This is a genomic window from Saccharothrix violaceirubra (assembly GCF_014203755.1).
In the GTDB taxonomy this organism is placed as follows: domain Bacteria; phylum Actinomycetota; class Actinomycetes; order Mycobacteriales; family Pseudonocardiaceae; genus Actinosynnema; species Actinosynnema violaceirubrum.
Map to the genome: position 1 here is coordinate 2,156,297 of NZ_JACHJS010000001.1, position 24,363 is coordinate 2,180,659.

Sequence of the window (24,363 nt, forward strand, 5' to 3'; positions counted from 1 at the left end):
GGCGTGCGCGCCGGGCATCGTGAGCCGGCCGCATCCTGTCCGACCGACCCGGAGCCGGTGGTCGCGGACGGGTGCCGTGCCGCGTCATCGCCGCCGACGGGTGGTCAACCCCGGTCGCCCCGGCGCACGATGCCGGGCAGCGTGAACCGGATGGTCTCGCGGGTGGTCTCGCGGACCTGCACGTCCCACGCGCCCAGCGCCGCGATCACGTCGTCGACCAGCCTCGGCGGCGCGGACGCGCCGGCGCTCAACCCGACGACCTGCACGTCGCGCAACCACTCCGGGTCGATCGCGGACGCGTCGTCGATCAGGTGCGCGGGCACGCCCTGGCGGCGGGCGAGTTCGACCAGGCGGACCGAGTTGGACGAGTTCGCCGAGCCGACCACCAGCACGAGGTCGGCGTCCCCGGCCACCTCGCGGACGGCCTCCTGGCGGTTGGTCGTGGCGTAGCAGATGTCGTCGGACGACGGGCCTTTCAGCCGGGGGAACCGGGCCCGGAGCGCGGCGACGACCTCGGCCGCCTCGTCGACGGCGAGCGTGGTCTGGGTCAGGTAGGAGACCCGGTCCGGGTCGGGGACCTCCAGCGCGGCCACCTCCTCCGGGGTCGCGACGACCACGGTGCTCTCCGGTGCCTCGCCGAACGTGCCCTCGACCTCTTCGTGGTCGGCGTGGCCGATGAGGACCACGGTGTCGCCGCGTGCGGCGAACCGGCGTGCCTCGGCGTGGACCTTGGTGACCAGCGGGCACGTCGCGTCGACCACCTCCAGGTCCCGGCGGCGTGCCTCGGCGCGGACGGCGGGGGAGACGCCGTGCGCGGAGAAGACGACCGTGGCGCCGTCGGGCACGGCGTCGAGTTCGTCGACGAACACCGCGCCCCGGGCCTCGAGGTCGGCGACGACGTGCACGTTGTGCACGATCTGCTTGCGCACGTGGACGGGGCCGCCGCGCTGGTCGAGCAGCCTCTCGACGATCTCGACCGCCCGCTCGACACCGGCGCAGAACGACCGGGGCGAGGCGAGCAGCACAACGGGGAAGGCCATGGTCGGTGCTCCAGACTGGGCTTGACGTGAGGTCGGGCGGGGACCGGTCGGCCCGGACCTCGGGGGCGTGCGCTTCTCCGGTGCCCGGACGCGTATCCCGGTGTCCGGGTGGAGGACTCGCGGGATCAGTGGTCGCGGTCGGCGACCAACCGGGCGAGGGCCGTCAGCTCCTCGGCCGGATCGCGTTCGGGACCGGCGGCGTCGAGGTGGGCGCGGGCCTGGGCGAGCAGCGTGTCGGCGCGTTCCCGGCTCCACGCGCGGGCACCGGCGGCCTCGATCAACGTCGCGGCCCGGGCCAGGTCGTCGGCCGACAGCGGTTCGGCCGCGTGGTACAGCGCGTCCAGCGACCGCCCGGCCGGGGTGTCCGACGCGAGCGCCGCGACCACCGGCAGCGACTTCTTGCGGTTGGCCAGGTCCGAGTGGACGGGCTTGCCGGTCACCCCGGGATCGCCCCAGATGCCCAGCAGGTCGTCGACGAACTGGAACGCCAGCCCCAACCGGTCGCCGAACGCCCGCAGGTGCGCGACCCGCTCGGGTGCGCCCTCGCCGTACAGCGCGCCCAACTCGCACGAGGCGCCGAGCAGCGCGCCGGTCTTCAGCTCGGCCATCCGCACGCACTCGGCGACCGCGACCGACCGGCGTTCCTCGAACGCGAGATCGGAACTCTGCCCGCCGAGCAACGACTGCACGGCCGCGCTCAGCACCCGGATCGCCCGCTGCGCGCAGGGGTGGCCACTGGCCGCGAGCACGTCCAGCGCCAGGGTCAGCAGGGCGTCGCCGGCCAGGATCGCGGTGTTGACGCCGAACACCGTCCACGCCGTCGGCCGGTGCCGGCGGGTGCGGTCGCCGTCCATCACGTCGTCGTGCAGCAACGAGAAGTTGTGCACCAGCTCCACAGCGACGGCCGCGGGCATGGCTTCCTCGGCGCTGCCGCCGACGGCCCGTGCGGACAGCAGCACCAGGGCGGGCCGGATCGCCTTGCCCGCGTCCGCGCCGACGACCCGGCCGTTCTCGTCCCACCAGCCGAAGTGGTAGCCGGCGACGTCGCGCATCGCGGCGGGCAGTCGGTCGACGGCCGCGCGCAGGGCCGGGTCGACCCCGCGGCGGCTCCAGCTGAGCACCTCGCGCGCGCCGCGGCGCGCGGGTGTCACGTCGAGATCGGTCATCACTCTCCTGTCCGGAAACGGGATCGAAGGAAGGGAAGGTGCGGGGGAGCGAGGGGTGGGCGCGGCGGGGACCGGAAGCACCGAAGGGCTCGACGCGACCCACTCCCGTCGAGCCCTTTGGTGCCGTTCCGAGGTGTCGCCGCGCGGCTCGTGGCGATCGGACGGCGGCGGAAACCCTTGCCCACAAGGGGAGAACCGGCCTGCCGGTGCCGGAAGTCCGTCCCTGTGCGGGGGTGGGCCTTCGGCACGATGGCGTCGGCACGCCGGGCGAGCGGGGAACCGGTCCGTCGGGGCCGGTTCCCCGGGCCGTCAGTAGCGGCCGACCTCCACGTGTTCCAGCACGCCCAACGCGTCCGGCACCAGGACGGCCACCGAGTAGTAGGCGGTGACGAGGTAGGAGATGATCGCCTTCTCGTCGATGCCGGTGAACCGGACGCTCAGGCCCGGCTCGTACTCGTCGGGGATGCCGGTCTGGTGCAGGCCGACGACGCCCTGGTCGTCCTCGCCCACGCGCATGGCCAGGATCGAACTCGTGCCCTGCGACGTGATCGGGATCTTGTCCGACGGCAGCAGCGGCACGCCGCGCCACGTCATGACCCGCGTCCCCTCCACGTCGATCACGTTCGGGTACAGACCGCGCCGGGTCACCTCGCGGCCGAACGCCGCGATCGCGCGCGGATGGGCCAGCATGAACCGGGTCTTGCGCCGCCGGGACAGCAGCTCGTCGAGGTCGTCGGGCGTCGGCGGACCGCCGCGGGTGTGGATGCGCTGCTTGAGGTCCGCGTTGTGCAGCAGCCCGATGCGCGGGTTGTTGAGCATCTCGTGCTCCTGGCGTTCGCGCAGGGCCTCGACGGTCAACTTCAACTGCTGCTCGGTCTGGTTCATCGGCTTGTTGAACAGGTCGGCGACGCGGGTGTGGACCCGCAGCACCGTCTGCGCCACCTCGAGCTGGTACTCGCGCGGCGCCAGCTCGTAGTCGACGAAGGTCAGGGGCAGGTCGGGCTCGCCCGTGTGGCCGGCCGCGATGTCGATCGCGGCCTCGCCGTGCTTGTTCTGCGGTTTGGCCCGCCCCTGCTCGACGGCCCGCGCGTGCGCGCGCACCACGTCGGCGGCCACGCCCTCGACCACGCCCCACGGCAGCACCAGCACGATCACCGGGGTGACCGCCTTGACGGTGTACTCCCACCGCTCGTCCTCGCCCGCGAGCGATTCGTCGCCGAAGTGGTCGCCGTCGGCGAGCACGTCGAGCACGGTCTGGTCGCCGTACTCGCCCGCGCCGATCTTGTTGACCTTGCCGTGCGCGACGAGGAACACCTCGTCGGCCGGGCGGCCGGCCTCGACGAGCACGTCGCCGACGCCGAACTCGCGCTGCTCGAACCGGTTGGCGAGCGCGTCGAGCAGCGCGTCGTCGGCGAGGTCGCGCAACGCCGGCAGCTCGCGCAGCTCCTGGGGGACGACCCGGATGTCCGAGCCGGTGCCGGTGAACGTCACGCGGCCGTCGCCGATCGCGTAGCTCAGCCGGCGGTTGACCCGGTACGTACCGGCGTCGGTGCGCACCCACGGCAGCTGCCGCAGCAGCCACCGGGGCGAGATGCCCTGCATCTGGGGCGTGGACTTGGTGGTCGACGCCAGGTTCCGGGCCGCCGCCGTGCCGAGGGCACGCCGCTGGTCCTCGACGGCCTCTGCGACGGAGTGGCCGGGGTCTGTCACGGTCACGTCAGGAAATCCGCTCTCTGCGCTGGGTGGGGACTTCAGTCCTCGCGGCCGAGCTGGACGTTCTCCAACACGCCGAGCGCGTCGGGCACCAGCACGGCCGTCGAGTAGTAGGCGCTGACGAGGTAGGAGATGATCGCCTTCTCGTCGACGTTCATGAAGCGCACGGACAGGCCGGGCTGGTACTCGTCCGGCAGGCCGGTCTGGTGCAGGCCGATGACGCCCTGGTTGTCCTCGCCCGCGCGCAGCAGCATGATCGAGCTGGTCCGCTTCGAGGAGATCTCCAGCTTGCTGCACGGCAGCAGCGGCACGCCGCGCCACGCGGGCACCTGGTTGCCGCCGAGGTCGACGTTCGACGGGTAGATGCCGCGCTTGGAGCACTCACGGCCGAACGCGGCGATCACCTTGGGGTGGGCCAGGAACGCGGTGGGCTGCTTCCACACCGTGGCCAGCAGCTCGTCGAGGTCGTCGGGGGTCGGCGGGCCGCTGCGGGTGTGGATGCGCTGCTTGAGGTCGGCCTGGTGGAGCAGGCCGAACTCGCGGTTGTTGACCATCTCGTACTCCTGGCGTTCGCGCAGGGCCTCGATGGTCAGCCGCAACTGCTGCTCGACCTGGTTCATCGGCTGGTTGTAGAGGTCGGCGACGCGGCTGTGCACGCGCAGCACGGTCTGGGCGACGCTCAGCTCGAACTCGCGCGGCGCCAGCTCGTAGTCGACGTAGGTGCCGGGCAGGTCGGGTTCGCCGTCGTGGCCGGAGGCGATGTCGATCTCGGCCTCGCCGTGGACGTTCTGCTTCTTCACGCCCCGCGAGTACGCCCGCTGGATGTGCGACCGCAGCGCGCCCGCCTCGCCGTTGAGCTGCTCGAAGTCGTCCCACGACAGCGACAGGACGATCACCGGGGTCACCGCCTTGACGGTGTACTCCCACTCGCCCTGCGGGCCGGCGAGCACCTGGTCGCCGAAGTAGCCGCCGGTGGCCAGGACGTCGAGCACGGTCTGGTCGCCGTACTCGCCCGCGCCGATCTTGTCGACCTTGCCGTGCGCGATGAGGAAGACCTCGTTCTTCGGTCGGCCCTCCTCGACGATCACCTGGCCGACCTCGTACTCGCGCTGCCGGAAGCGGCGGGCGAGCGCGGTCAACGCCTCCACGTCGTCGAAGTCGCGCAGCAGCGGGAGTTCGACGAGTTCCTGGGGTACGACGCTGACCTCCGCGCCGACGTTGGTGAAACTCAGCCGGCCGTCGCCGATCGCGTAGCTGAGCCGGCGGTTGACGCGGTACGCGCCGCCCGACGCCTCGACCCAGGGCAGGACCTTGAGCAGCCACCGGGAGGTGATGCCCTGCATCTGGGGGACGGACTTGGTCGTCGTCGCCAGATTCCGGGCCGCCGCCGTACCGAGGCTCAGCCTCGGCTGCTCGTTCTCCACGTCCGGGGTGAGCGAATCGGTCACAGTCACCACGTACACCGCCAATCGGATTTTCGGTCTTCGGTCCGGGGCCGAACGCTAGTGAGGCCGAATGCGCGTGCGTAAGCGCCCATAGCGGGGACAGCCCGTTGCGCTAGCAGTACCACTTCGCTATACGCGCTGTGCCGATTGAGGGTGGGAATAGCGACAACGGGTGAATTTCTGCCCCGATCGGCGTTCGGCCACCGGCGATCTGGGATTGATCCCCTGTTCGAACTAGTGATCTTCACCCGAAAAGGCCGTTGACGCTGCTCCGCGCCAGTGCAACCGTCACTATTCCGGTGGTATTGCCCACGAAGATCATTCGTAGGGGTGTACGCCGGTCGGGCCATGGCAGGCGTGGATTTCGCGGAATGTTTGCCCGGGTAGCAATCGGAGCTTTACTCGCATTGGAGGAAAGGCGGGGGCGTTCGAGTGGAGTGGGCTTCGTCGACCGTCGGATTCGGCGTCGATGTGCATCGGTCCGCCGGGTGATCGACACCGCCTGTCATCCGTCGCGGTACTTCGTCGCCGGGACGGGTGGCATTGCGGTCACGACCGGTCGCCGCGATCGCGGGGCGTTCGGAAGCGGGATTCCGGCCCGCGGCCACCGGTAGGTGCCATGAGGTGCCCGGTGGGGATCGTCCGGGCCGGGAGTCGGGTGACGGTCCGTGGTCGCCGCGCCCGGTCACTCGTACGCGTGGACCGAAGCTGATCCGTTCGGGGCTGGATCGTGTCGGCCGAGTGATCGTCGTTTGGGTACATCCCTGCCGGTACCGTTGCCCGGATCGGGTGACGGCTAGGCAGAAGGATGGTCGACGGTGCGCAGACGGTCGATGCTCGCGGGTGTGGCGACGACGGTGGGTGGCATGATCGCGGCGGGTACGGGCACGGCCGGTGCGGCCGGGGCGCCGGGGTTGCGGGACCACCGGTTGGTGAGCCTGTCGCACGTGAACGACCCGGACCGGACCAACGTCTATCCCGGGGACCCCGCGTTCAAGCTCACCACGATCACCACCGTCCCCGAGGACGGCTTCTACCTCCAGTACGTGGAGCAGGGCGAGCACACCGGCACGCACTGGGGGGCGCCCGCGCACTTCAACAGCGACGAGCCCGCGGCCGACGAACTCGACGTCGAGGACCTGTTCCTGCCCGCCGTGAAGATCGACGTGCGCGACAAGGCCCGGCGCGACGCCGACTACGAGGTCACCGTCGACGACCTCCAGCGCTGGGAGCGCAAGCACGGTCGCATCCCGAACGAGGCGGCCGTGATCCTGTGGACCGGCTGGGAGGACCGCTGGGGCACGCCCGCGTTCTACAACTACGACACGCAGGGGCGCATGCACCAGCCGGGCTTCTCGCTGGCCGCCGTGCAGTGGCTGGTGCGCACCGGGCGGCTGGGGCGGCGTGGTGCGCTGGGCACGGACACGTTCAGCCCGGAGTCGGCGCTGGACGCGGAGTACCGGGTGTCGAAGCTGCTCTACCGCGAGCACCGGATCAGCCTGGAGATCCTGGCCAACCTGGCGAAACTGCCGGAGACCGGGGCGCACGTCCTGGTCGGGGGCACGATCAACCGCCGCGGTTCCGGCTCGCCGGCGACCGTGTTCGCCTTCGTGCCCCGGCGCTGAGGGCCGGGGCGTGTCCCGGTGCGGCGGCCCCGCCGGCGGAGGCGTCGACCGTCCGGCGGCGTCGGGGTGGACCGCGGCGGTGTCGCCGGAGGCCGGTCAGGTCTTGGCGGTCAGGGGTGCGGCCGGTTCGCGGCGGCGTTGCCACATGCGGTGGGAGATGCGGGCCAGGACGTCGGCCGCCGGGTCGCCGGCCGTGCGGCCGTCGGCCAGGGGACCGGTGTAGCAGACGGCGATCGCGTACGGCGGGGCGTCCGCCGGCCAGACCAGGCCGACGCTGTGCCGCACGCCCGGGTCCCAGCCGTTCTTGAACGCGATCCGCGTGCCCGGTGGCAGGCCGGCCGCCAGGTCGACCCGGTGGACGTTGCGGGCCAGGACGTCGAGTTCGCCGTCGGTCAAGGTCCACAGCACGCGGACCAGGTCGGCGGCCGTCACGGTGTTGTGCACGCCCGTGCGCCGGGCCGCGTTGTCGTCGATCAGCCGGGCCAGGCCGGTGCTCCCGGTGGCCGCCGCGTGCCAGAAGCCGGCGACGGCGGGCAGTCCCACGTGCAGCGCGCACAGGTTCGTGGCCAGGTTCGACGAATGGGTGATCATCCGGTCGGCCAACCAGCCCAGCGGTGCGGTGGCACCGATCCTGGCCCACACCGCCGGGTCGGAGTCGGCGGCCTGGTCGCAGGAGAACCGGTCGCCCGCGCCCGACGGGAACTCCGCCACCACCGGCACCGGCGTGTCCGGGTCGTGGCCGCGTAACGCCCCCAGTACCGCGATCTTCACCGTGCTCGCCGCGTCGTGCTGCTCGTCGTCGCGCACGGCCGCGGTCGGGGCCGCACCGCGCCGCGCCACGTGCACCGACAGCCTGGTCACCGCGCCTCCCGGTGGTCGGTCGGGGTCGGTCGGAACTCGCGGTTCCGGTCTACCAGAAGGGAAAGCGTCCCGGGCGACCGGTTCCGGGATTCGGGGTGGGTGCGACTGAGGGACTGCCGGCGGCGGTGCCGGCTTGGGTTCGAGCACGTGGTGGGGTCCGGCTCGTGCGGTCGGCGGCAGTCGCGAAGGACGTACGTGGGTTGGCGGAGTGCCCGCACACGTGGCCAGGTGCCCCGGGGCTGTCCGAGTGCGTGTTTCAGGGTGCCTGAGCGCGTATTTCAGGGTGTCCGCGTGGAGGACTCGCGGGTCAGGGGTGGATGACCAGGCCGCGACCGCCGTCGCGCTTGGCCTCGTACATGGCGGTGTCAGCGCGTCTGAGGACCGACTGTGCGGTGGCCTCCGGGTCGTGGTCGGCGCAGATCACGACGCCCACGCTGGCGCTGATGTCCGAACCCAGCGCGTCCAGCACCCGGAACGCCACCTTCTCCGGCTCCTCGACGCCCTCGACCAGCACGCCGAACTCGTCGCCGCCCAGCCGTGCCACCACGTCCGTGTCCCGCACGCAGTCGTGCAGCAGCCGCGCCGCCCGCTCCAACACCACGTCGCCGTGCGCGTGCCCCGCCTTGTCGTTCACCGCCTTGAAATCGTCCAGGTCCACGAACAGCAACCCGAACGGCGTGCCGTCGCGGTGGTACGCGGCCATCGCCTCGTCGAGCCGGCGCTCGAACACCGCGCGGTTGGCCAGGCCCGTGAGCGGGTCGTGGTGCGCCTGGTGCGCCAGCGTCAGCTCCGAATCGCGCAGCAGCGCCGCCAGTCGGGCGTTGTCCACGATGGTCACCAACTGCCGCACGATCACCGCGACGAACACCGCGAAACCGCAGCCGATCTCCACCGCGTCCACACCGGACCCCTCGCCCGAGAGCGTGCGGCGCAGCACCAGGACCGTGCACAGCACCAACGGCACGTAAGGCATCGACAGGTAGGTCCACTGCCGGCGGTGGTCCGCGGCGGCCGACCCGCCCGTGCGCACGCCGGTGGGTACGAGCGGCGCCAACGCCACCACGGCCGGTCCGAGCACGAAACCCGCGTTGGCCAACGGCGGCACCTCCGGCGCCTGGATGCTCACCAGGTACGCGAACGCGCTGTCGGAGGCCGCCAACCCCAGCAGTCCCAGGCCCAGCAACAACAGCGGGGGCCGCAGCACCACCTTCCGGTCCGAACCCAACACCACGACGATCACCAGCAGCACCAGGTCGGTGATCGGGTAGGCGATCGCGACCAGGAACGCGCCCGCGTCGGGATTCCCGGCCGCGACGAGTCCGCCCAGCGACGTCGTCCACGTGAGCACGAACAGCGACGCCACCACGATCACGCCGTCCAACAGCGGCACGACGCGCGCGGTGCGGGACCGGCGGTCCAGCAGGGCGTCCGGGGATTCGGATCTCCGATGGTTCCCGATCACCGACAGGGCCGCGAGCGCGAACGGCACGACGCTCAGGTAGCCCGCGTCCGCGAGCGACGGCGACGGCACGGCCCGCTCCTCGACGAGCTGGTACCACGTCCACAACGCCATGCCCGCGCTCCAGCCGAGCATGCCCAGGCCCATCAGGATCCGCCACCAGCGGTCGGCCCCGGCGCGGGTCCGCGCCGTGACCAGGCACGTCGTCGTGGCGAGCAGGCCGGTGGCGAGCTGGGCGAGGTCGTCGAGCACGACGGCCGCGTCGCCCCGCACGAGGTCGAAACTGGCGGCGACGGAAGCGGCGACCGACGACACGAGCACGAGTGCCGCCGTGATCCCGAACCGTGAAGTCGCGCGCACGCGGCCAGTGTGCCCCATCGGCGTACCGCCGACCGGGTTGCCCTGCGAGGATGCCCGGGTGGCAGAGCAGGAGGTTCCCGCCGCGCGGGACGTGCGCACGGAGCAGGACTACGAGCGGTTCGCCCGGTACCGGATCGCCGAGATCGGGTGCGACGCGGAGGCGTTCGGGTTGTCGTACAACGTCCTCAACCTGGCGTACATGATGATCACCGACTACGAGGCGCTGGTGCACCGCGAGCGCGGCTGGACGATGCCGGGCTTCCGGCTGATGTTCAAGCTGTGGGTGCTCGGCCCGACCCAGCCGGCGCGGCTGGCCGACCTGTCCGGCACGACCCGGTCGGCGATGTCGAACCTGATCAACACGCTGGAGAAGGCGGGTCTGGTCGAGCGGACGCGGGACGACCAGGACCGTCGCGTGGTGTTCGTGGCGCTGACCGAGGAGGGGCTGCGCTCGGTGTCCGGGGTGTTCCCCAAGCAGAACGCGCGGGAGATCCGCTGGTTCGACGTGCTCGACGACGCGGAATCCGCGCAATTGGTCGAACTCATCCGTAGGGTCGTGGCCGCCCGCCCGGACTAGCCGGTGCACCCGATTTCGTTGACAGAATTCATGCTTTATTGTGTTTGACCCCGGCAGGATTGTGTCCGTAATAATGACCGCATGCCGTGGAAACCTATCATGGGATGGCTGGGAAAATGTTCGACGGCCTGTCCGGCACACCCGTCAAGGAATTCCCGTCGTGGTGCCACTCGATTGGCGGAACTGCTCCGGTATTCCCTGCGATACGTTTCCCGGCGTCCGGCCGCCGCATAACACCGCCAGCAAGAGAGGTCCGTCATGCTGACCACAGCGGCAGCCGCCGCGCTCGCCTTGTCGGCGATCGTGCCGGTCGACTCACCCATTGATTCGGTTCCGGACTACGTCACCGTCCAGGTCGTCGCCGTCAACGGCTCCGGTTGTCCCGCCGGTACCGCGGCCGTCGCCGCCTCCGACGACCGGACCGCGTTCACCGTCACCTACAGCCAGTTCCTGGCCCAGGCCGGCGACTCCACCTCGCCGACCGACTTCCGGAAGAACTGCCAGCTCGGGCTCCAGCTCAACTACCCCCAGGGCTTCACGTTCGGCGTGGCCCAGGCGGACTACCGGGGTTTCGCGCACCTCCAGTCGGGCGCGACCGGCCTGGAGCAGGGCAACTACTACTTCCAGGGCACCTCGCCGACGGCCCGTAAGTCGCACTCGCTGCGCGGCCCGTTCAGCGACAACTGGCAGTTCACCGACTCCACCGAGTGGAGTGCGATCGTCTACGCGCCGTGCGGCGAGCGCAAGCTGCTCAACGTCAACGCCGAATTGCGCGTCAACGCGGGTTCCTCGAAGGGCACCAGCTTCATCGCGATGGACTCGACCGACGGACGCATCAGCACCAGGTACCACTTCTCCTGGAAGCGCTGCTGACCCTTTCGCCGCGCCGGCCGCCACACCGTTTCGCCGCCGATGTCAATGATGATTAATCGGAAGGTGTGTCATGCTGAATTTCGCGGCTGCTGCCGCTCTGGCCCTGTCGACGATCGTGTTCCCGCCCGGTGGTGCGCCCGGTTCCGTGCCGCCGCCGGACCACATCACGATCGACGTGGTGACGGTGAACGGCTCCGGCTGTCCGGCCGGGACGGCGGCGATCGCCGTGTCCCCGGACAACAAGGCGTTCACCGTGAGCTACAGCGCGTTCCTGGCGCAGGTCGGGGTCGGTTCCCAGCCGACCGACTTCCGCAAGAACTGCCAGATCAACCTGAGAGTGAACGTGCCGCAGGGATTCACCTACGGTATCGCCCAGGCCGACTACCGCGGTTTCGCACACCTGGAGAAGGGCGCGACCGGCATCGAACGCGCCAACTACTACTTCCAGGGCATGTCGCCGACGACCTACCGGACGCACAGCTACAGCGGTGCGTTCAGCGAGGACTGGCAGGCGACGGACACCACGGAACTCGCCGCGATCGTGTACCACCCGTGCGGTGAGAAGCGGAACTTCAACATCAACACGGAGCTGCGGGTCAACGCCGGTACGTCCAACACGGCGACGACGACCAGCTTCATGTCGATGGACTCGACGGACGGCAGCTTCGACACGAAGTACCACTTCGCCTGGAAGCGCTGCCCGTAGTCTCGGGGCAGGTCCCGGGTAGTCCCCCTGTTATCCGGGCCCGCGCCAGCTTCGGGGGGCGGTCCGCCATGACCAGGCCGCCCACGCCCCACCCGGGGTGTGGGCGGCCCGTCCACGTGCGCGAGTCACGCACTCGGACACCGCGAAACACGCGTTCGGGCATCCGGCGCCGTGAACGGGACGTGCCCGGCGGACATCGTCGTCCGCCGGGCACGTGTCTTCGGTGAGCCGTCCTAGACCAGGGCGCGGTCCGTCGGCTCGATCGGGCGGGGGAGCACCGCGCGCCCGGTCAGGTAGGCGTCGACGCCCGCCGCGGCCGACCGGCCCTCGGCGATCGCCCACACGATCAGGGACTGGCCCCGGCCCATGTCGCCGGCCACGAACACGCCGTCGACCGACGTCGCGAACGAGGCGTCACGGGCCACGTTCCCGCGCGCGTCCAGCGCCACGCCCAGGTCCTCGACCAGACCCGCCTTCTCCGGGCCGACGAAGCCCATGGCGAGCGTGACCAGCTGGGCCGGGATCTCCCGCTCGGAGCCTTCGACGGGCACGAAGCGGCCGTTCTCCGACCGGACCTCGACCAGCTTCAGCGCGCGCACCGCGCCGTCCTCGTCGCCGAGGAACTCCACCGTGGACACCGCGTACAGCCGCTCGCCGCCCTCCTCGTGCGCGGACGTGACCCGGTAGAGCATCGGGTACGTCGGCCACGGGTTGGCGTCGGTGCGGGTGTCGGACGGGCGGGGCATGATCTCCAGCTGCGTCACCGACGCCGCGCCCTGCCGGTGCGCGGTGCCGACGCAGTCCGCGCCGGTGTCGCCGCCGCCGATGACGACGACGTGCTTGCCCTCGGCGGTGATCGGCGAGGTCTTCAGTTCGCCCCGGGCGACCTTGTTGCCGTACGGCAGGTACTCCATCGCCTGGTGGATGCCGGCCAGCTCCCGGCCCGGGACGGGCAGGTCGCGCCACGCCGTGGCGCCGCCCGCGAGGACCACGGCGTCGTAGGACGACCGCAGCTCCTCGACGGTGACGTCCACGCCGACGTCGACGTTCGTGCGGAACTCGGTGCCCTCGGCGCGCATCTGGTCCACCCTGCGGTCCAGACGCCACTTCTCCATCTTGAACTCGGGGATGCCGTAGCGCAGCAGGCCGCCGATGGCGTCCGCCCGCTCCAGCACCACGACGTCGTGGCCCGCGCGGGACAACTGCTGCGCGGCGGCGAGCCCGGCCGGGCCGGAGCCGACGACGGCGACCTTCCTGCCGGTGCGGGCGGTCGCCACGTGCGGCGTCACCCAGCCCTCGTCCCACGCGCGGTCGATGATCGAGATCTCGACCCGCTTGATGGTCACCGCGTCGCCGTTGATCCCGACCACGCACGCCGCCTCGCAGGGCGCCGGGCACAGCGTCCCGGTGAACTCCGGGAAGTTGTTGGTCGCGTGCAGCCGTTCGGCCGCCGCCTTCCAGTCCTGGCTCCACACCAGGCTGTTCCACTCCGGGATCAGGTTCCCCAGCGGACAGCCCTGGTGGCAGAACGGGATGCCGCAGTCCATGCAGCGCCCGGCCTGCTTCTCCAGCTTCGGGTTCTCGAACTCCTCGTACACCTCGCGCCAGTCGCGCAGCCGCAGGAACACCGGCCGGCTGCGCGGGGTCTCGCGCGGGGTGGTCAGAAAGCCCCTCGGGTCAGCCATGAGCGGCCTCCATGATCGCCTGGTCCACGTCACGACCCTCCTGGACGGCACGGGCCTGTGCCGCGAGCACCCGCTTGTAGTCCTTGGGCATCACCTTGGTGAACCGGTCGACCGCGAGGTCCCAGTCCGCCAACAGCCCGTGCGCCACCGCGGATTCGGTCTCGCGGTAGTGCTTCTCCACCGCCTCGCGGAGGAACTCGCGGTCGGCCTCGTCCAGCGGGTCGAGGTCGACCATCTCCGGGTTGACCCGCTGGGCCGCCGCGTCGAGCAGGTAGGCGACGCCGCCCGACATGCCCGCCGCGAAGTTGCGCCCGGTCGCGCCGAGCACGACCACACGGCCACCGGTCATGTACTCGCAGCCGTGGTCGCCCACGCCCTCGACGACGGCCAGCGCGCCCGAGTTGCGCACGCAGAACCGCTCGCCGACCCTGCCGCGCAGGAAGATCTCGCCGGACGTCGCGCCGTAGCCGATCACGTTGCCCGCGATCACGTGCTGCTCGGCGGCGAACCGCGCGTCGGCCACCGGGCGGATGGTGATCCGGCCGCCCGACAGGCCCTTGCCCACGTAGTCGTTGCCGTCGCCGACCAGCCGCAGGGTCACGCCGCGCGGCACGAACGCGCCGAACGACTGCCCGGCGGTGCCGGTGAAGGTGATGTCGATCGTGTCGTCGGGCAGGCCCGCGCCACCCCAGCGCTGGGTGACCTCGTGGCCGAGCATGGTGCCGACGGTGCGGTTCACGTTGCGCACCGGCAGTTCCAGGGTGACCCGGTCACCGGAGGCGATGGCGCCCTCGGCGAGCTGGATCAGCGTGTGGTCCAGCGCCTTGTCCAGGCCGTGGTCCTGCGTGGTGGTGTTGGCGCGCGCGGCACCCTCGGGCAGGTCGGGCACGTGGAAGATCGGCGACAGGTCGAGCCCGGACGCCTTCCAGTGGTCCACCGCGGCCTGGGTGTCGAGCAGCTCGGCGTGGCCGACCGCCTCGGCGATCGAGCGGAAACCCAACTGGGCCAACAGCTCCCGGACCTCCTGGGCGATGAACTCGAAGAAGTTCACCACGTACTCGGCCTTGCCCGCGAACTTCGCGCGCAGCACCGGGTTCTGCGTCGCCACGCCGACCGGACAGGTGTCCAGGTGGCAGACGCGCATCATGACGCAGCCCGAGACGACCAGGGGAGCGGTCGCGAAACCGAACTCCTCGGCGCCCAGCAGCGCGGCGATGACGACGTCGCGACCGGTCTTGAGCTGGCCGTCGGTCTGCACCACGATCCGGTCGCGCAGCCGGTTGACCAGCAGCGTCTGCTGCGTCTCGGCCAGGCCCAGCTCCCACGGACCGCCCGCGTGCTTGATCGACGACAGCGGGGACGCGCCCGTGCCGCCGTCGTGCCCGGAGATCAGCACGACGTCCGCGTGCGCCTTGGACACGCCCGCCGCGACCGTGCCGACGCCGACCTCGGACACGAGCTTCACGTGGACGCGCGCGGCCGGGTTGGCGTTCTTCAGGTCGTGGATGAGCTGGGCGAGGTCCTCGATCGAGTAGATGTCGTGGTGCGGCGGCGGCGAGATCAGGCCGACGCCCGGCGTGGAGTGCCGGGTCCGGGCGATCCAGGGGTAGACCTTGCCACCGGGCAGCTGGCCGCCTTCGCCGGGCTTGGCGCCCTGCGCCATCTTGATCTGGATGTCGTCGGCGTTGACCAGGTACTCGCTGGTGACGCCGAACCGTCCACTCGCGACCTGCTTCACGGCGCTGCGCCGCTGCGGGTCGTACAGGCGCTCCGGGTCCTCGCCGCCCTCGCCGGTGTTGGACTTGGCGCCCAGCCGGTTCATGGCGATGGCCAGCGTCTCGTGCATCTCCTGCGAGATCGAGCCGTAGGAGATGGCGCCCGTGGCGAACCGCTTCACGATCTCCGACACCGGCTCGACCTCGTCGACCGGGATCGGGGTGGTGTCCTTGAACGCGAACAGGCCGCGCAGCGTCGCCAGCGCCTTCGACTGGTCGTCGACCGCGCGCGTGTACTCCTTGAAGATGTCGTACCGGCCCGCGCGCGTGGAGTGCTGGAGCTTGAACACCGTGGTCGGGTTGAACAGGTGCGTCTCGCCCTCGCGCCGCCACTGGTAGTCGCCGCCGACCTCCAGCTCGCGGTGGTCCGCGCGCACGCCGTCCGCCGGGAACGCGTAGGCGTGCCGCTTGGCGACCTCCTCGGCGAGCACGTCGAAGCCGATGCCGCCCAGCCGCGACGTGGTGCCGGTGAAGCACTCGTCGACGACCTCGGCGCCCAGGCCGATGATCTCGAAGATCTGCGCGCCCGTGTACGAGGCCACGGTCGAGACGCCCATCTTGGACATCGTCTTGCGCACGCCCTTGCCCAGCGCCTTGATCAGGTTGCGGGTCGCGACCTTCGGGTCGACGTCCGGCAGCTCCTCGACCGAGGCCATGGCCAGGTACGGGTTGACCGCCTTCGCGCCGTAGCCCACCAGCAGCGCGATGTGGTGCACCTCGCGCGCGTCGCCCGACTCGACGATCAGGTCGACCTGGGTGCGGGTCTTCTCCCGGACCAGGTGGTGGTGCACGGCACCGGTCAGCAACAGCGACGGGATCGGCGCTTCCTCGGCGTTCACGCCCCGGTCCGACAGCACGACCAGGCGCGCGCCGTCGGCGATCGCGGCCGACACCTCGGTCCGGATCTCGGCGAGCCGGGCCTTGAGGGCCGCGCCGCCGCCCGCCACCGGGTAGGTGCCGTGGACGGTGTGCGTGCGGAACTCGGGCAGCGTGCCGTCGTCGTCGACGTGCACGAGCTTGGCCAGCTCGTCGTTGTCCAGCACCGGGAACGCCAGCGAGATCCGCCGGCACGACGACGCGTCCACCGACAGCAGGTTGGGCTCGGCGCCCAGCGTGGCGTGCAGGCTGGTGACCAGTTCCTCGCGGATGGCGTCCAGTGGCGGGTTCGTGACCTGCGCGAACAGCTGCTGGAAGTAGTCGAACAGCTGCCGCGGCCGGTTCGACAGCGGCGCGAACGGCGAGTCGTTGCCCATCGAGCCGATCGGCTCGGCACCGGTGCGCGCCATCGGGCGCAGCAGGAGCGACAGCTCCTCCTCGGTGTAGCCGAACGCCTGCTGCCGACGCACGAGGGACGCGTGCGTCGGCACCTCGCGCTCACGCGCGGGCAGGTCCGACAGGTGCAGGACGCCGTCGGCGACCCACCGCTCGTACGGGTGCTCGGCGGCGAGCTGCCCCTTGATCTCCTCGTCGTCGATGATCCGCCCCTGGGCGGTGTCGACGAGGAACATGCGGCCCGGCTCCAACCGTCCCTTGCGGACGATCGTGGCCTGGTCGAACTCCAGCACGCCGGCCTCGCTGCCGAGCACGACCAGGCCGTCCTCGGTGACCCAGTAGCGGGCCGGGCGCAGGCCGTTGCGGTCCAGCACGGCGCCGATGAGCGTGCCGTCGGTGAACGACACCAGGGCTGGGCCGTCCCACGGCTCCATGAGCGTGGAGTGGAACTCGTAGAACGCGCGGCGCGCGGGGTCCATCTCGGCGTGGTTCTCCCACGCCTCGGGGATCATCATCAGCACCGCGTGCGGCAGGCTCCGACCGCTCAGGTGCAGCAGTTCCAGCACCTCGTCGAAGCTCGCCGAGTCGCTGGCGCCGCGCGTGATGATCGGGAAGATCCGCTCGATGTCGCCGGGGACGAGGTCGGTCTCCAGGGTGGACTCGCGGGCGTCCATCCAGTTGCGGTTGCCGCGCAGCGTGTTGATCTCGCCGTTGTGCGCGACGTACCGGTACGGGTGCGCCAGCGGCCAGCTCGGGAACGTGTTCGTGGAGAACCGGGAGTGCACGAGGCCGATCGAGGACGTGACGCGCTCGTCCTGGAGGTCGAGGAAGAACTTCTCGACCTGCGGCTCGGTGAGCATTCCCTTGTAGACGACCGTGCGCGACGACAGGCTCGGGAAGTAGACGTCCACGGCGTGCTCGGCGCGCTTGCGGACGACGAACGCCAGCCGCTCCAGCTCCAGCCCGGACTGCCCGGCGCCGCCCGCGAGGAACAGCTGGGCGAAGCGCGGCATGGTCGTACGCGCGGTCGGGCCGACGTGCTCGGCGTCGACCGGCAGCTCCCGCCAGCCCAGGACCGTCGCGCCCTCCTGCGCGGCGACGTCCTCGATGCGCGCCTTGGCCGCGTCCGTGCCCTCGACGGGCAGGAACGCGGTGCCCACGGCGTAGTGGCCGGGTTCGGGCAGGGTGAAGTCGACGACCTCGCGGTAGAACGCGTCGGGGACCTGGATCAGCAGGCCGGCGCCGTCGCCGGTCTCCTGCTCGGCGCCGCGGGCGCCCCGGTGTTCCAGGTTGCGCAGGGCGACCAGCGCCTGCTTCACGATCGCGTGGTTGCGCCGGCCGGCGAGGTCGGCGACGAACGCGACGCCGCAGGCGTCGTGCTCGAACTGCGGGTCGTACAGACCGCGCGTCTGGTGCTGGTGGGTCACAACGGGCCCTCCCGTGGCGTCGTCCGGGCATACGGAGGTGGCCGAGCGGCGTCCGCGCGCGTCGTCGACGCGGGACAGCTCGGCCTGCTGCCTGGCTGTGGTGGGACCACGCTTTCGATGCGTCTACGGCGTGGTGGCCGCACTCCGTTGTGCGGGAGAACTGCACACGCAGCGGGCTCGGGTGTCGGGCCGGATGTGGCCGTGGACCGTGCCGTCGCGGTGCTCCGGGATTGCCGGGGTCTTGTGACGATAATGTGAATTCGCGGTTATGGCGCTAGTCCGGTAGGGGGTCGTGGGGAATCCCACCCGGGGTTGACAGCGAAACGACCAACGGCTACGTCCATTCGGACCAGCCGCTGGTCGTCTCAGCGGTGTCGGTGCGTGGCGCTCAGTCTCTGCCGCCTCGGGCGCGACGGGCGCAGCCCGCGGCCACGGCGAGGAACACCGCCGCCGCGCCGAGTTGCCACCAGGCGTCCTCGGACAGGGCGACGAGCGCGTTGGCGCCGGCGACCAGCAGGAAGAGCGCGGCGAAAACCGTCCACACCCGACGCTCGGTGCGGGCGTCACGGCGCAGGGACAGCGTGGGCTGGTGATGGGTCATGGGGTGGCACCTCCGTTCCCGGCCTCGGTGTCCGGATCGGCACCGGGTCGGCGGCGGTTACCCGTTTCGCCGGGATTCCACACCTTCGTGTGAACGATTTTCCGGCGCCCCGGTCGTGACGGAACATCAGCCCAGGGTGACGCCGAACAGCAGGCCCACCCCGTAGGTCACGGCCATGGTGAGCGTGCCGACGACCACGTTGCGGCGCACGGCCGGACCGACCGGGCTCGACCCGAGGCGCGCGCTCACCACGCCGGTCAGCGCGAGCCCGACCAGGACGGCCGCCGCGCACGCCCACACCCGCCACGCGACCGGCGGGAGGACGATCGCGAGCAGCGGGACGAGAGCGCCCAGGGCGAACGCCTGGCACGAGGCGAGCGCGGCCTGCCACGGACTGGTCAGGTTGTCCGGGTCGATGTGCAGCTCGGCCTCGGCGTGGGCGCGCAACGCGTCGTGCGCGGTCAGCTCGCGGGCGACCTCGGCGGCGAGTTCGGGCCGCAGGCCCTTCTCCCGGTAGATGGCGGCGAGTTCGTGCTCCTCGGCCTCGGGCATCTCGCGGAGTTCGAACTCCTCCAGCCGCAGCGCGGCGCGCTCGGTGTCGCGCTGGGTGCTCACCGAGACGTACTCGCCGCCCGCCATGGACAGCGCACCGGCGACGAGCCCGGCGATGCCGGCGGCGAGCAGGGCGGTGCGGTCGGCGGCGGCACCGGCGACGCCGACCACCAGCCCGGCGGTGGAGACGATGCCGTCGTTGGCGCCCAGGACGCCGGCGCGCAGCCGGTTGACGCGTTGGGACAGGAGGGCCTGGGGTTCGGGGTGGGCCATGCGGTGATCGAACCACCTACGCTGGAATCCGTGGACGTCCGCGCGGTGCTCGCCGCGAACCTGCCCGATCTCGCCGTGACCTCCGTCGTGCCGCTGGGGGAGGGGCTCGACAACGTGGCCTTCGAGGTGGACGGCTCGCTCGTGGTCCGGTTCCGCAAGGACGGCGACGTCGCCGCGGAGGCCGCGGTGCTGCGGGCGGTCGCCGCCGTGTCGCCCGTGGCCGTGCCGGTGCCGGTGTTCGCGTCGGGCGACCGCATGGCCTACCGCAAGCTGCCCGGCGTGCCGCCGGCCGAGGTCGACGTGCCGCCGCCCGGCGTGCTCGACACGCTGATCGGGTTCCTCCGGGTGATCCAGGCGTTGGAGGTGGACGTGCCCGTCGACGTCGACGATCCGGCGGAGCTGCTCGCGGAGGCGGCCGGGCGGCTCGGGTACGTGCCCGCGGCGTACCGGGCGGACGTGACGGCGTTCCTGGCCGCGCCGCCGCCGGGCCGGGACCACCCGGTGGCGTTCTCGCACAACGACATCGGCCACGAGCACGTGCTCGTGGCCGACGGCGCGGTGTCCGGCGTGATCGACTGGACCGACGCCGCGGTGGTCGACCCGGCATACGACCACGGGCTGCTGTTCCGGGACCTGGGCCCGGCCGCGCTCGCGGCGACTCCGGCGGACCTGCGGGAGCGGGCCGTGTTCCACGCGCGGTGTGCGCTGTTGGAGGACCTGGCTTACGGGACCGAGCACGGGATCGACCTGTACGTGCGCAAGTCGCTCGCGTCGCTGCGGTGGGTCTTCAGTCCTCTTCGATGATCTGCCACTGCGGCCGGTCGCCGGCCCACATGGCTTCCAGGCGCGAGGTGTGGGTGGCGCTGGTGAACCAGATGACGACCGCCGACGCGGGCTGCTCGATCCGGGTCGAGTAGCCCTGGCGCGGCGACGCGGAGACGGGCTCGATCGACCGGTCCTTGGTGCGGTACCGGACCGTGGCCACCCCGCCCTCCAGCGTGAAGGTGCGCACGAGTTCGCCGTTCTCGGTCGTCCACGTGCCGCTGTCGGTCGTGGTCGTGGTCGGCGGTGCGGTCGTCGTGGTCGTGGCGCGGTTGGTCGTCGTGGTGACCGCGGCCGGGGTGGTCGGCGCCGGCGTGGTCGTCGTGGTGGTGGCCGTGGTCGTCGTCGTGGCGACCGTGGTCGTCGTCTGCTGTGTGGTGGCCGGGACGAGGAGCGGACGCTCGGACACGCCGGCCCCCAGTACGAACCGGATGCCGAGCGAGGACAGCATGACCGCGACGACCGTGGTCGCCGACCATGCCGCGAAGTACTGGAGTCCCCGGGACATCCCGCCATCCTGCCGCACCCGCCCTCACCCCTTCCGCGCGAGTCCTCCACCCATACACCCCACGGACACCCCCGTCCGGTCCGACTTTCCCACCCCCGGCGCGAGTTATGCGTTCAGGCACCGCGAGTTGTGCATTCAGGCACGGTGAGTTGTGCGTTCCGGACACGCCTGGCTGGGCCGACCGGGTGACCCGGGGGCGTAGTTCGCGGTGTCCGGGTGGAGGACTCGCGGTTTGGCCGTTGACGAAACGGGCGCGGGTGGGACTTGGTCACTCGTTGGCGTTACGGTGCGCGCCATGGTTTCGGTGCTGCTGGTCGAGGATGACCCGGTCGTGCGGTCGGCCGTCTCGCGGGCGCTGACGGGGATGGGGCACGCCGTGCTGCCGGTCGGCACGGCGCTGGAGGCGTTGCGGGAGATCACCAGTTCCGCCTTCGACCTGGTCGTGCTCGACCTCGGCCTGCCGGACATGGACGGCGCGGACGCGTTGCGGATGATGCGCGGCGTCTGCGACGTACCGGTCATCGTGGCGACAGCGCGCGACGACGAGTCGGAGATCGTGCGGCTGCTCAACGCCGGCGCCGACGACTACCTCGTCAAGCCGTTCTCCAGCGAGCACCTCGCGGCCCGGCTGTCGGCGGTCCTGCGCCGGGCCCGGCGGGAGGACAGCGGACCGGAACCGCTGCGGATCGGGGAGTTGACCGTGGACCTCGACCGGCGCGAGGCCCGGCTGGCGGGCCGCGAACTGAACCTGACGCGCAAGGAGTTCGACCTCCTCGCCTACCTCGCCGCCCGCGCGGGCAAGGTGGTGCCGCGGGCCGAGCTGCTGGCGAACCTGTGGAACATGCCCGGCCGCCACGACGACCAGACGCTCGACGTGCACCTGTCGTGGTTGCGCCGCAAGCTCGGCGAGCGCGCCGCCCAACCCCGTTACCTGCACACCGTGCGCGGCGTCGGGTTCAAGCTGACGGCGGCCGAGTGAGGAAGTCGCTCGCCCTCGTCTCGCTGGCCGTCACGTCCATGGTGGCGCTGGCCTTCCTGATCCCGTTGGCGACGGTCGTCGCGGCGCTCGCGGAGGACCGCGCGCTGGGCGAGGCCGACAAGCAGGCCGCCGCGCTCGTCCCGGTCCTGGTGATCACGTCCGAACGCGCCGCCGTCGAGCAGGCGCTGGCCAGCGCGGGCGGCCACGTGGTCGTGCACCTGCCCGACGGCACGCGGATCGGCCCGGAGGCCAAGGCCACCGACGACCAGCTCCGGCGGGCCCGGGAGGGCAGGTCGTTCCGCGACACGGTGTCCGACGGGCGGGTGATCCTCCAGCCCGTGCTGTTGCGCGGGTCCACGGTCGTGGTCGAGGCGTTCGTGCCCGAGGGCGAGCTGTCCCGGGGCGTGCTGCCCGCGTGGTTCGCGCTCAGCGGCGTGGCCGTGTCGCTGGTGCTCGCGTCGGTGCTCGTGGCCGACCGCCTGGGCGCCCGCGTGGTCAAGGCGTCGCGCGAGCTGGCCGAGGGCGCGCGGCGGATGGAGGAGGGCGACCTGTCCGCCCGGGTGGCGCCGACGGGCCCGCCGGAACTGGCCGACGCGGGCGGCGCGTTCAACCGGATGGCCGATCGGATCGGGCAGTTGATGGCCAATGAACGGGAAATGCTCGGCGATCTTTCCCACCGTCTTCGCACGCCGTTGACGGCGTTGCGTCTCGATTCGGAACTGCTCGGCACGGATGCGAATGCCAATCGTGTTCGCCAGGCGGTGGTGGCGTTGGAACGCGAGGTCAACGAGGTCATCCGGGCGGCCCGGCGCGAGTTGACCGATCCGGACGGCAACCGCTGCGACGCGGCACAGGTGGTGCACGACCGGTTGGTGTTCTGGTCCGCGCTGGCCGACGACCAGCGCCGGCTGTGGAACCTGCGGGGCACCGAACGCCCGGCGTTCGTGCCGTTGACGCGCACCGATCTGGCGGCCGTGATGGACGTGCTGCTGGGCAACATCTTCCGGCACACCCCCGAGGGGGTCGGGTTCGTCGTCGCACTGTTCCACCAGCCCGACCGGGTGGTGATCGTGATCGAGGACGCCGGTCCGGGGATCGAAGACCTGGAGACGGCGCTGCGCCGCGGGGGCAGCAGCGCCGGCTCCACCGGTCTGGGACTCGACATCGCCCGCCGCGCGGCCGAGTCCACAGGCGGCTCCCTGGTCGTGGACCGGGGTCCGCTCGGCGGGACCAGAGTGCAGCTCCGGCTGTCCCGCCTCGCAGAGCCCGAACACTAGCGGCCCAATTCTTTTCGGCGCCTTGTGCGACCTTTAAATCTTCCTTAAATAATTCGCTGTCGACATTCTCGGCGAGTGCGGTTAAAGTCATTTTCGGAATTGAGGCCGACCGCAGCGCTCTCCCCCTTGCCCGGTCCGCCCGGTTCCCCGTTCGGTGCGGCGACCGCAGCGCGCTTACCCTGCGAAGAAGCGCAGCGCGGTCGCCGCGCCCGAAATGCCGTCGAGCGCAGATGAGGACCGCGTGCCGCGCAACCACCGGGTACTGCCCGCCGTCGTGCTGGTCGGGCTCGCGCTCGCCGGGTGCGCCGAGGCCGACCGGGCGACCGAACTCACCGCCACCGCCACGACCACCGTGCGTGTCGTCGTCACGACCACCACGACCATCCTCACCCCCACGGTGGCCGCCACCGAGGCACCCACGCCCGAGGCGGTCGTCCCGACCCGCCCGGAGAACGAGGTGGTCGAGGAGAAGGTCGTCGAGCTGACCAACGCCGAACGCGCCCGGGTCGGCTGCGCGCCGCTGGTCGCCGACGACCGCCTGGCCAGGGCCGCCCGCGAGCACAGCGTCGACATGGCCGCGAAGAACTACTTCGAGCACCACTCCAAGGACGGCCGGTCGTTCGTCGACCGGGTCAAGGCGGCGGGCTACCCGGCGCCGGGCGCGGAGAACATCGCGGCCGGGCACAAGACGCCGGAGCTGGTCGTCAAGGGGTGGATGGACTCGCCGGGCCACCGGGCCAACATCGTCAACTGCCGGTTGAAGGCCATCGGCGTGGGCATGGCCCGCGGCGGTTCCTACGGGATCTACTGGACTCAGAACTTCGGCTGGTGACCGGCCACCTCGTCGAGGATGAGCACGGTGTGGCTGGACGTCACGTCCGGCATGGTCTGCAACCGGGACAGCACGAGGTCGCGCAGGCTGTGCGCGTCTGGCGTGCGGACCAGCAGCACGAGGTCGTAGTCGCCCGACACCAGCGCCGCGTGCCACACCTCGGGGATCTCCAGCACGCGGTGCCGCACCGCCTTCCACGAGTGCTGGCTGATCTTGAGGTACACGTACGCCGAGATGCCGAACCCGTACCGCTCCGGGTCGACCACGGCCGTGTAGCCGGTCACGACGCCGTCGCGGTGCAGCCGTTCCACGCGTGAGTACGCGCTCGCGCGCGAGATGTGCAGCTTCTCGGCCAACGACCGCATGGAGATCCGGCCGTCCGCGCGCAGCTCGGCGACGATGCGCCGGTCGGTCTCGTCCAGCGGTGCCGAATGTCCAGTCCGGGCCGTCATGTGGTCGACGATAACCCCTATTGAAGGCCGTTCGTCCGGAATCATGAGTGGGATCTGGAACTTTGGCCGGTGTGACGCGGACC

General features: G+C 71.3%; 20 protein-coding genes. 8 read left to right on the top strand and 12 right to left on the bottom strand.

Going from position 1 to position 24,363, the window contains the following annotated elements; genetic code table 11:
- Nucleotides 1-104 precede the first annotated feature (104 nt).
- The 4 genes from ispH to F4559_RS10720 all read right to left on the bottom strand — a co-directional run bounded on the left by ispH (nt 105) and on the right by F4559_RS10720 (nt 5,373).
- Nucleotides 105-1,040, bottom strand: coding sequence for a 4-hydroxy-3-methylbut-2-enyl diphosphate reductase (ispH, locus tag F4559_RS10705; RefSeq protein WP_184668047.1), 936 nt, complete (start codon nt 1,038-1,040; stop codon nt 105-107).
- Nucleotides 1,041-1,165: 125 nt separating this feature from the next.
- Entirely contained in the window at nt 1,166-2,206 is a 1,041-nt protein-coding gene (locus F4559_RS10710; protein ID WP_184668048.1) for a family 2 encapsulin nanocompartment cargo protein polyprenyl transferase, read from the bottom strand.
- 309 nt (nt 2,207-2,515) lie between these two features.
- Complete coding sequence (locus F4559_RS10715) at nt 2,516-3,922, bottom strand: family 2B encapsulin nanocompartment shell protein (protein ID WP_312865572.1); 1,407 nt, start codon at nt 3,920-3,922, stop codon at nt 2,516-2,518.
- 35 nt (nt 3,923-3,957) lie between these two features.
- Entirely contained in the window at nt 3,958-5,373 is a 1,416-nt protein-coding gene (locus F4559_RS10720; protein ID WP_184668049.1) for a family 2B encapsulin nanocompartment shell protein, read from the bottom strand.
- An 809-nt stretch (nt 5,374-6,182) separates the two neighbouring features.
- Here F4559_RS10720 and F4559_RS10725 point away from each other — a divergent pair.
- The gene (locus tag F4559_RS10725; RefSeq protein WP_312865573.1) at nt 6,183-6,989 is read left to right on the top strand and encodes a cyclase family protein; all 807 of its coding nucleotides are present in this window, start codon (nt 6,183-6,185) and stop codon (nt 6,987-6,989) included.
- Between the two features lie 96 nt (nt 6,990-7,085).
- On the opposite strand, the gene F4559_RS10730 is transcribed toward F4559_RS10725, so the two are convergent.
- Both F4559_RS10730 and F4559_RS36265 read right to left on the bottom strand, forming a co-directional pair.
- On the bottom strand, nt 7,086-7,850 hold the full coding sequence (locus F4559_RS10730) for a serine hydrolase (protein WP_221447196.1): 765 nt from the start codon (nt 7,848-7,850) through the stop codon (nt 7,086-7,088).
- A 307-nt stretch (nt 7,851-8,157) separates the two neighbouring features.
- On the bottom strand, nt 8,158-9,669 hold the full coding sequence (locus F4559_RS36265; RefSeq protein WP_312865574.1) for a diguanylate cyclase domain-containing protein: 1,512 nt from the start codon (nt 9,667-9,669) through the stop codon (nt 8,158-8,160).
- Nucleotides 9,670-9,727: 58 nt separating this feature from the next.
- Between F4559_RS36265 and F4559_RS10740 the strand changes: the two genes are divergently transcribed.
- The 3 genes from F4559_RS10740 to F4559_RS10750 all read left to right on the top strand — a co-directional run bounded on the left by F4559_RS10740 (nt 9,728) and on the right by F4559_RS10750 (nt 11,825).
- On the top strand, nt 9,728-10,246 hold the full coding sequence (locus F4559_RS10740; protein ID WP_184668051.1) for a MarR family winged helix-turn-helix transcriptional regulator: 519 nt from the start codon (nt 9,728-9,730) through the stop codon (nt 10,244-10,246).
- Between the two features lie 258 nt (nt 10,247-10,504).
- The gene (locus F4559_RS10745) at nt 10,505-11,119 is read left to right on the top strand and encodes a DUF4360 domain-containing protein (protein WP_184668052.1); all 615 of its coding nucleotides are present in this window, start codon (nt 10,505-10,507) and stop codon (nt 11,117-11,119) included.
- A 70-nt stretch (nt 11,120-11,189) separates the two neighbouring features.
- A complete protein-coding gene (locus F4559_RS10750; protein WP_184668054.1) occupies nt 11,190-11,825 on the top strand; it encodes a DUF4360 domain-containing protein in 636 nt (211 codons plus the stop codon).
- A 233-nt stretch (nt 11,826-12,058) separates the two neighbouring features.
- Here F4559_RS10750 and F4559_RS10755 read toward each other — a convergent pair whose 3' ends face one another.
- The 4 genes from F4559_RS10755 to F4559_RS10770 form a co-directional block, all read right to left on the bottom strand.
- Entirely contained in the window at nt 12,059-13,510 is a 1,452-nt protein-coding gene (locus tag F4559_RS10755; protein WP_184668055.1) for a glutamate synthase subunit beta, read from the bottom strand.
- Entirely contained in the window at nt 13,503-17,984 is a 4,482-nt protein-coding gene (gltB, locus tag F4559_RS10760) for a glutamate synthase large subunit (protein WP_184668056.1), read from the bottom strand. The genes F4559_RS10755 and gltB overlap by 8 nt, the downstream gene beginning before the upstream one ends.
- 388 nt (nt 17,985-18,372) lie before the next feature.
- A complete protein-coding gene (locus tag F4559_RS10765) occupies nt 18,373-18,585 on the bottom strand; it encodes a hypothetical protein (protein WP_184668057.1) in 213 nt (70 codons plus the stop codon).
- A gap of 126 nt (nt 18,586-18,711) precedes the next feature.
- A complete protein-coding gene (locus F4559_RS10770; protein ID WP_184668058.1) occupies nt 18,712-19,410 on the bottom strand; it encodes a VIT1/CCC1 transporter family protein in 699 nt (232 codons plus the stop codon).
- A 3-nt stretch (nt 19,411-19,413) separates the two neighbouring features.
- On the opposite strand from F4559_RS10770, the gene F4559_RS10775 reads away from it, so the two are divergent.
- On the top strand, nt 19,414-20,214 hold the full coding sequence (locus F4559_RS10775) for a phosphotransferase (protein WP_221447198.1): 801 nt from the start codon (nt 19,414-19,416) through the stop codon (nt 20,212-20,214).
- Here the strand turns inward: F4559_RS10775 and F4559_RS10780 are convergent.
- Entirely contained in the window at nt 20,198-20,740 is a 543-nt protein-coding gene (locus tag F4559_RS10780; RefSeq protein WP_184668062.1) for a hypothetical protein, read from the bottom strand. The two genes, F4559_RS10775 and F4559_RS10780, sit on opposite strands and share 17 nt — an antisense overlap.
- 295 nt (nt 20,741-21,035) lie before the next feature.
- Here F4559_RS10780 and F4559_RS10785 point away from each other — a divergent pair, with 295 nt between their 5' ends.
- The 3 genes from F4559_RS10785 to F4559_RS10795 all read left to right on the top strand — a co-directional run bounded on the left by F4559_RS10785 (nt 21,036) and on the right by F4559_RS10795 (nt 23,828).
- Nucleotides 21,036-21,719, top strand: a complete 684-nt coding sequence (locus tag F4559_RS10785) for a response regulator transcription factor (protein ID WP_184668064.1) — start codon at nt 21,036-21,038, stop codon at nt 21,717-21,719.
- Nucleotides 21,716-22,996 (top strand): sensor histidine kinase, encoded by a 1,281-nt coding sequence (locus F4559_RS10790; RefSeq protein WP_184668066.1) that lies wholly within the window; start codon nt 21,716-21,718, stop codon nt 22,994-22,996. Before F4559_RS10785 ends, F4559_RS10790 begins: the two co-directional genes overlap by 4 nt.
- A 241-nt stretch (nt 22,997-23,237) precedes the next feature.
- Nucleotides 23,238-23,828 (top strand): CAP domain-containing protein, encoded by a 591-nt coding sequence (locus F4559_RS10795; protein WP_312865575.1) that lies wholly within the window; start codon nt 23,238-23,240, stop codon nt 23,826-23,828.
- On the opposite strand, the gene F4559_RS10800 is transcribed toward F4559_RS10795, so the two are convergent.
- Nucleotides 23,810-24,280 (bottom strand): Lrp/AsnC family transcriptional regulator, encoded by a 471-nt coding sequence (locus F4559_RS10800; RefSeq protein WP_184668069.1) that lies wholly within the window; start codon nt 24,278-24,280, stop codon nt 23,810-23,812. The genes F4559_RS10795 and F4559_RS10800 overlap by 19 nt on opposite strands.
- Nucleotides 24,281-24,363: the final 83 nt, after the last annotated feature.

Coding starts and splice junctions, on each gene's coding strand:
- ispH (WP_184668047.1), bottom strand. CDS start 1,040: ATGGCCTTCCCCGTTGTGCTGCTCGCCTCGCCCCGGTCGTTCTGCGCC.
- F4559_RS10710 (WP_184668048.1), bottom strand. CDS start 2,206: ATGACCGATCTCGACGTGACACCCGCGCGCCGCGGCGCGCGCGAGGTG.
- F4559_RS10745 (WP_184668052.1), top strand. CDS start 10,505: ATGCTGACCACAGCGGCAGCCGCCGCGCTCGCCTTGTCGGCGATCGTG.
- F4559_RS10750 (WP_184668054.1), top strand. CDS start 11,190: ATGCTGAATTTCGCGGCTGCTGCCGCTCTGGCCCTGTCGACGATCGTG.
- F4559_RS10755 (WP_184668055.1), bottom strand. CDS start 13,510: ATGGCTGACCCGAGGGGCTTTCTGACCACCCCGCGCGAGACCCCGCGC.
- F4559_RS10765 (WP_184668057.1), bottom strand. CDS start 18,585: ATGACCCATCACCAGCCCACGCTGTCCCTGCGCCGTGACGCCCGCACC.
- F4559_RS10770 (WP_184668058.1), bottom strand. CDS start 19,410: ATGGCCCACCCCGAACCCCAGGCCCTCCTGTCCCAACGCGTCAACCGG.
- F4559_RS10780 (WP_184668062.1), bottom strand. CDS start 20,740: ATGTCCCGGGGACTCCAGTACTTCGCGGCATGGTCGGCGACCACGGTC.
- F4559_RS10785 (WP_184668064.1), top strand. CDS start 21,036: ATGGTTTCGGTGCTGCTGGTCGAGGATGACCCGGTCGTGCGGTCGGCC.
- F4559_RS10800 (WP_184668069.1), bottom strand. CDS start 24,280: ATGACGGCCCGGACTGGACATTCGGCACCGCTGGACGAGACCGACCGG.